Below are 6,414 nucleotides of genomic sequence, written 5' to 3'. Positions count from 1 at the left end.
GGACGAACTTCGTGGACAGCCTGGAGCTGTTCCTGAAGGACCCGGAGACCGAGGGCATCATCATGATCGGCGAGATCGGCGGCGACGCCGAGGTCAAGGGCGCGGAGTTCATCCGCGACTCCGGGACTAAGAAGCCGGTCGTCGGCTTCATCGCCGGGCGCACCGCGCCTCCGGGCCGCCGCATGGGCCATGCCGGTGCGGTGATCTCCGGCGGCAACGACACGGCCGACTTCAAGATCGAGTTCATGAAGTCCGTCGGCATCGCCGTCGCCGACAGCCCCGCGAGCCTGGGTTCCACCATGCTCAAGGTCTTCAAGGGCTGATAAAGCGTGGGCGGGACCCCATATTCCCGCCCACTGCCGAAGGACCGGCGGCCCCGTGTCTCCTCCCGGAGATCCGGGGCCGCCCGGTGCCCAGCGACAAGCAAAAAAACTCTCTGAGGGAACCGGGCAAACGCCCGAGGCAAACATATGTCCGCTAATCTGGAGAAGACCTCGTTCCTGTTCGGCTCGAACGCCGAATATGTCGCGGAGTTGTACGCGCGCTTCCTGAAGGACCCCTCCTCGGTGGATTCGAGCTGGAACGGCTTCTTCAGGGAGCTGGACGACGACTCCCGCGCCGTCCTGAACGAGCTGAACGGCCCGTCCTGGAGCCTGGAGGAGGGCACGCTCGCCAACGGCGCGCTCGACCCCGTCGCCGCCTCGCTGGAAAGCCTCGGCGCTCCGGCCGCGACCAACGGCAACGCCGGCCTCGTCGCCCATGCCCAGCAGGTCTATGGCGGCATCAGCCACCAGCAGCTCCGCGCCGCGACGCTCGACAGCATCCGCGCGCTGATGCTCATCCGCGTCTACCGCGTGCGCGGCCACATGAACGCGCATTTCGACCCGCTGGGTCTCGAGAAGCGCGAGCCGCACCCGGAACTCGATCCGGCGACCTACGGCTTCGGCCCGGGCGACATGGACCGCCCGATCTTCCTGAACTATTCGCTGGGCCTGGAGACGGCGTCGCTGCGCCAGATCCTGGAGATCCTGCAGAAGACCTACTGCGGGAACATCGGCGTCGAGTTCATGCACATCCAGGACCCCGAAGAGAAGGCCTGGATCCAGGAGCGCATCGAGGGCGGCCGCAACCACACCGAGTTCACGGTGAACGGCAAGCGCGCCATCTACGAGCGGCTGATCGCCGCCGAGGGCTTCGAGAAGTTCCTCCAGCTGAAGTACACCGGCACCAAGCGCTTCGGCCTTGAGGGCGGCGAGTCGATGATCCCCGCGCTGGAGCAGGTCCTGAAGCGCGGCGGCCAGCTCGGCCTCAAGGAGGTCGTCGTCGGCATGGCCCACCGCGGCCGGCTGAACATGCTGACCAACTTCATGGGCAAGCCCTTCGCCGCCGTCTTCTCGGAGTTCCAGGGCAACCCGTCCAGCCCGCAGGATGTGCAGGGCTCCGGCGACGTGAAGTACCACCTCGGCACTTCGTCGGACCGCGACTTCAACGGCAACATCGTCCACCTGTCGCTGACCGCCAACCCGTCCCACCTGGAATGGGTGAACCCGGTCGTGCTCGGCAAGGTGCGCGCCAAGCAGGCGCAGCGCAACGACCTGGACCGCGAGCAGGTCATGGGCGTGCTGATCCACGGCGACGCCGCCTTCGCCGGCCAGGGCATCGTGGCCGAGACGCTGGGCCTGTCGGAGCTGCGCGGCTACCGCACCGGCGGCACCGTGCACTTCATCATCAACAACCAGATCGGCTTCACCACCAACCCGACCTATTCGCGGTCCGGCGTCTACTGCTCGGACATGGCGAAGATGGTCCAGGCGCCGATCTTCCACGTCAACGGCGACGACCCCGAGTCCGTCGTCCACATCAGCCGCATCGCCGCCGAGTTCCGCCAGAAGTTCAAGCGGGACGTGGTGATCGACATGGTCTGCTACCGCCGCCACGGCCACAACGAGGGCGACGAGCCGGGCTTCACCCAGCCGCTGATGTACAAGAAGATCCGCGCCCACGCGACCACGCGGGAATTGTACGGCAAGCAGCTCGTCGAGGAGAACGTCCTCACCCAGGCCGAGTCCGATCAGATGATCCAGGACTTCATGAAGAAGCTGGAGGGTGAGTTCGAGGCCGCCAACTCCTTCAAGCCGAACAAGGCCGACTGGCTGGAAGGCAAGTGGTCGGGCCTGGAGGCCGCGAAGACCGACGACGAGCGCAAGGGCAACACCGGCGTGGCGATCGACGTGCTGCGCGAGGTTGGCAACAAGCTCTGCGAGTACCCGAAGGACTTCGCGATCAACTCGAAGATCGCCCGCCAGCTGGAAGCCAAGAAGAAATCGCTGGAGACCGGCGAGGGCATCGACTGGGCGACCGCGGAAGCGCTGGCCTACGGCACGCTGCTGGTCGAGGGCAACGGCGTCCGCCTGTCCGGCCAGGATTCCGGCCGCGGCACCTTCTCGCACCGCCACGCGGTGATGTACGACCAGAACACCGAGAACAAGTACATCCCGCTGAACCACCTGCGTCCCGACCAGGGCCCGTTCGAGGTCCATGACAGCCCGCTGTCCGAGGCCGCCGTGGTTGGCTTCGAATACGGCTACTCGCTGGCCGAGCCGCACAGCCTGACCCTGTGGGAAGCGCAGTTCGGCGACTTCGCCAACACCGCCCAGACCATCATCGACCAGTTCCTCTCGTCGGGCGAGTCGAAGTGGCTGCGCATGTCCGGCCTCGTGCTTCTGCTGCCGCACGGCTACGAAGGCCAGGGTCCCGAGCACTCCTCGGCCCGTCCGGAGCGCTTCCTCCAGATGTCCGCCGAGGACAACTGGCAGATCTGCAACCTGACGACCCCGGCGAACCTGTTCCACGCCTTCCGCCGCCAGATGCGCCGGCCCTTCCGCAAGCCGCTGGTTCTGTTCACGCCGAAGTCGCTGCTGCGCCACAAGCTGTGCGTCTCCAGCCTGTCGGAGCTGGCCGAGGGCACGAACTTCCGCCGCGTGCTGGGCGAGACGGCGACGGACCTGCTGCCGAACGAGCAGATCCGCCGCATCGTCGTCTGCACCGGCAAGGTCTATTACGACCTGCTGCAGGAGCGCACCGCGCGCGGCATCAAGGACGTGGCGCTGGTCCGGCTGGAGCAGCTCTACCCGTTCCCCCGCTCCGCCCTGACCGAGGAGTTCGCCCGCTACCCGAACGCCGAGGTGGTGTGGTGCCAGGAGGAGCCGGAGAACCAGGGCTATTGGGCCTTCGTCGACCGCCGTCTGGAAGGCGCCCTCACCTCGATCGAGCACAAGGCCTCGCGCCCCAGCTACGTCGGCCGTCCGGCCGCCGCGTCGCCGGCCACTGGCCTGCTCAAGCGTCACAACCAGGAGCAGGCGAAGCTTCTGGAAGACGCGCTCGTCATCCGCTGACTCGACGCCCAGGCGTAGAACAAGAAAGTACGAGAGGAACTTATGGCTACCGAAATCAAGGTCCCCACCCTGGGCGAGTCCGTCTCCGAGGCGACCGTTGCCCGCTGGCTGAAGAAGGTCGGCGACCCGGTCGCCGCCGACGAGGCGCTGGTCGAGCTGGAGACCGACAAGGTCACGCTTGAGGTGAACGCCCCGTCCGCCGGCACGCTGGCGGAGATCGTCGCCGCCGACGGCGCCAACGTCGGCGTCGGCGCCCTGCTGGGCGTGCTGGGCGAGGCCGGCGCTGCCGTGGCCGCCCCGGCCAAGGCCGCCGCTCCCGCCGCCGCGGCTCCGGCTCCGGCCGCGGCCCCGGCCGCCGCTCCGGCCACGGCCGGCACCTCCGCCCTGGCCGACGCCGGCCCGGCGGCCCGCAAGCTGGTCGCCGAGAAGGGTCTCGACGCTTCGCAGATCGCCGGCACGGGCAAGGACGGGCGCATCACCAAGGGTGATGTGATCGACCACGCCGCCAAGCCGGCCGCAGCCCCCGCCGCCGCTCCGGCCGCCGCCCCGCAGAAGTACCAGTGGACCGCCGGCACCGCGGGCGACCGCCCGCGCGCCGCGCAGGAGGAGCGGGTCCGCATGACCCGTCTGCGCCAGCGCATCGCCGAGCGTCTAAAGGAGGCCCAGAACAGCGCCGCCATGCTGACCACCTTCAACGAGGTGGACATGACCAACGTCATGGCGCTGCGCAACGAGTACAAGGACTTCTTCGAGAAGCGCCACAAGGTGCGTCTCGGCTTCATGTCCTTCTTCGTGAAGGCGGCCATCCAGGCGCTGAAGGAAATCCCGGCCGTCAACGCCGAGATCGACGGCACCGACCTCGTCTACAAGAACTACTACGACATCGGCGTCGCCGTCGGCACGCCGCAGGGTCTGGTGGTTCCGATCGTCCGCGACGCCGACAAGCTCGGCTTCGCCCAGATCGAGGGCAAGATCGGCGAGCTGGGCAAGAAGGGCCGCGACGGCAAGCTGTCGATGGACGAGCTGACCGGCGGCACCTTCACCATCTCCAACGGCGGCGTCTACGGCTCGCTGATGTCCACCCCGATCATCAACCCGCCGCAGTCGGCCATCCTGGGCATGCACAAGACCCAGGAGCGCCCGGTCGTCGTGAACGGGAAGATCGAGATCCGCCCGATGATGTATCTGGCCCTGTCCTATGACCACCGCATCATCGACGGCAAGGAGGCGGTGACCTTCCTCGTCCGCATCAAGGAGAACATCGAGGACCCGCGGCGCCTGCTGCTGGACGTCTGATCCGCACAAGGGGACTGCGGGAGGCACCATCCTCCCGCGCCCGACCGCCGGGGGCGAAGGCTCCCGGACCTAAAAAAGGCGCCTCACGGCGCCTTTTTCTTTGCCGTCCCGCCGCCGAGCGCCTGCCTTCGCAGGCATCACACCAGCACGGCGGCGATCCTCGTCGCGGTATCCTCCGGCTTCATCACCCGCTCAGCGGGCAGGCGCAGGGTCATGGTGGTCCCGGCGCCGAGCGTGCTGGCGCAGGTCAGCGAGCCGCCGTGCAGCTCCATGAAGTTCTTGGAGATCGACAGCCCCAGCCCGGTGCCCTCGAACTGGCGGCTGGCCGAGTTGTCGGCCTGCCGGAAGGGCTGGAACAGATGATCCATGAATTCCCTCGGAATGCCGATCCCGGTGTCGGCCACCGAGAGCACCAGGGCGCCGTCCTCCTCGACGCGGGCGGCCAGGGTGACGCTGCCGCCGACGGGCGTGAACTTCACCGCGTTGGACAGCAGGTTCAGCAACACCTGCTTGAAGGCACGACGGTCGACCCAGATGGCGGGAAGGCCGCCGGACACGCCGTTGCGCAGGTCCACCCCGTTGTCGGCGGCGCGGTCGCGGACCATGGTCAGGCACTGGGCCACCGCCTCGCAGGGGTCGATCACCTCTTCGGACAGTTCGTAGCGGCCCGCCTCGATCTTCGACATGTCGAGCACGGCGTTCACGATGTCCAGCAGATGCTTGCCGCTGTCGTGGATATCCTTGGCGCAGGACTTCTGGCGGTCGTTGAGCTTGCCGAAGAACTCGCTGTCGAGGATTTCCGAGAAGCCGATGATGGCGTTCAACGGCGTGCGCAGCTCATGGCTCATGTTGGCCAGGAACTCGGACTTGGCGCGGTTGGCCATTTCCGCCTGGCTCTTGGAGGCGAGAAGCTCGGCCTCCTGCTGTCGGCGCTTGGTGACGTCGCGGATGACGCCCACGAAGACGCGGCGCGGCGCCCCCTTCTCCTCCGGCCCGCTCTCATCCGGTCCGCCCTCTCCGTCCGGTCCGCCCAGCCGCAGCGCGCTGACCGCCAGATTGATCGGGAAGGTGCCGCCGTCGCGGCGCAGCGCCAGGACCTCGCGGTCGTTGCCGATGATGCGCGAACCGGCGTTCGGACGATACTCGGCCATCGAGCGGTCGTGGCCGGCGCGGAAGCCTTCCGGCAGCAGGATGTTGACGCTCTGCCCCACCACCTCCGCCTCGGCATAGCCGAACATGCGCTCCGCCGCGGGGTTGAAGGTTTCGATGATGCCACGGGAATCGATGGTGACCACCGCGTCCACCATGGATTCCAGGATGCCGCGGATGCGGCGGGAGGCGCGCTCCAGCCGGTTCTGGTCCTGCTCCCGCCGGGACTGCTGCCGTTCCACATACCAGGTCAACAGGGCGATCACCATGGACATGGCCAAGCCCATGGCGATCCAGACCGCGCTGTCGCGTTTCCACTCGCCCAGCGCCTCGGCCTTCGGCAACGTCGCGGCGACGGTGAAGGGATAGTCGGCGACGCGGCGGACGCTGGCGATGCTGGGACGGCCGTCGGTGGGCAGCACGGTGTCCAACGTCGCCGCATCGCGTGTGCGCAGCGCGGCGTCGACCTCCGGCCAGTCGCCCAGCGTGGCGAGACGCCGATGGCCCTCGTCCCAGGGGCGGGGGGCTGTCCCTTTTACAACACTGACGCTGCCCACGATCCACCCAGTGGCGA

3 protein-coding genes and 1 pseudogene are annotated in these 6,414 nt (G+C 67.7%); 3 read left to right on the top strand and 1 reads right to left on the bottom strand.

Going from position 1 to position 6,414, the window contains the following annotated elements; genetic code table 11:
- The 3 genes and pseudogenes from GBZ26_RS25580 to odhB all read left to right on the top strand — a co-directional run.
- Positions 1-323, top strand: a pseudogene (locus tag GBZ26_RS25580) (succinate--CoA ligase subunit alpha); the annotation flags it as partial.
- 147 nt (positions 324-470) lie between these two features.
- A complete protein-coding gene (locus tag GBZ26_RS25575) occupies positions 471-3,395 on the top strand; it encodes a 2-oxoglutarate dehydrogenase E1 component (protein ID WP_174441250.1) in 2,925 nt (974 codons plus the stop codon).
- 42 nt (positions 3,396-3,437) lie between these two features.
- A complete protein-coding gene (gene odhB, locus GBZ26_RS25570; RefSeq protein WP_174441249.1) occupies positions 3,438-4,691 on the top strand; it encodes a 2-oxoglutarate dehydrogenase complex dihydrolipoyllysine-residue succinyltransferase in 1,254 nt (417 codons plus the stop codon).
- A gap of 137 nt (positions 4,692-4,828) precedes the next feature.
- Here odhB and GBZ26_RS25565 read toward each other — a convergent pair.
- On the bottom strand, positions 4,829-6,414 hold a 1,586-nt coding region (locus GBZ26_RS25565; protein ID WP_174441248.1), incomplete at its 5' end, for an ATP-binding protein.

Origin of the sequence: Azospirillum formosense, from assembly GCF_013340925.1 — a bacterium.
In the GTDB taxonomy this organism is placed as follows: Bacteria; Pseudomonadota; Alphaproteobacteria; order Azospirillales; family Azospirillaceae; genus Azospirillum; species Azospirillum formosense.
Note: the sequence above shows the minus strand (reverse complement) of the source record. Positions and strands in the feature narration are given on the sequence as shown.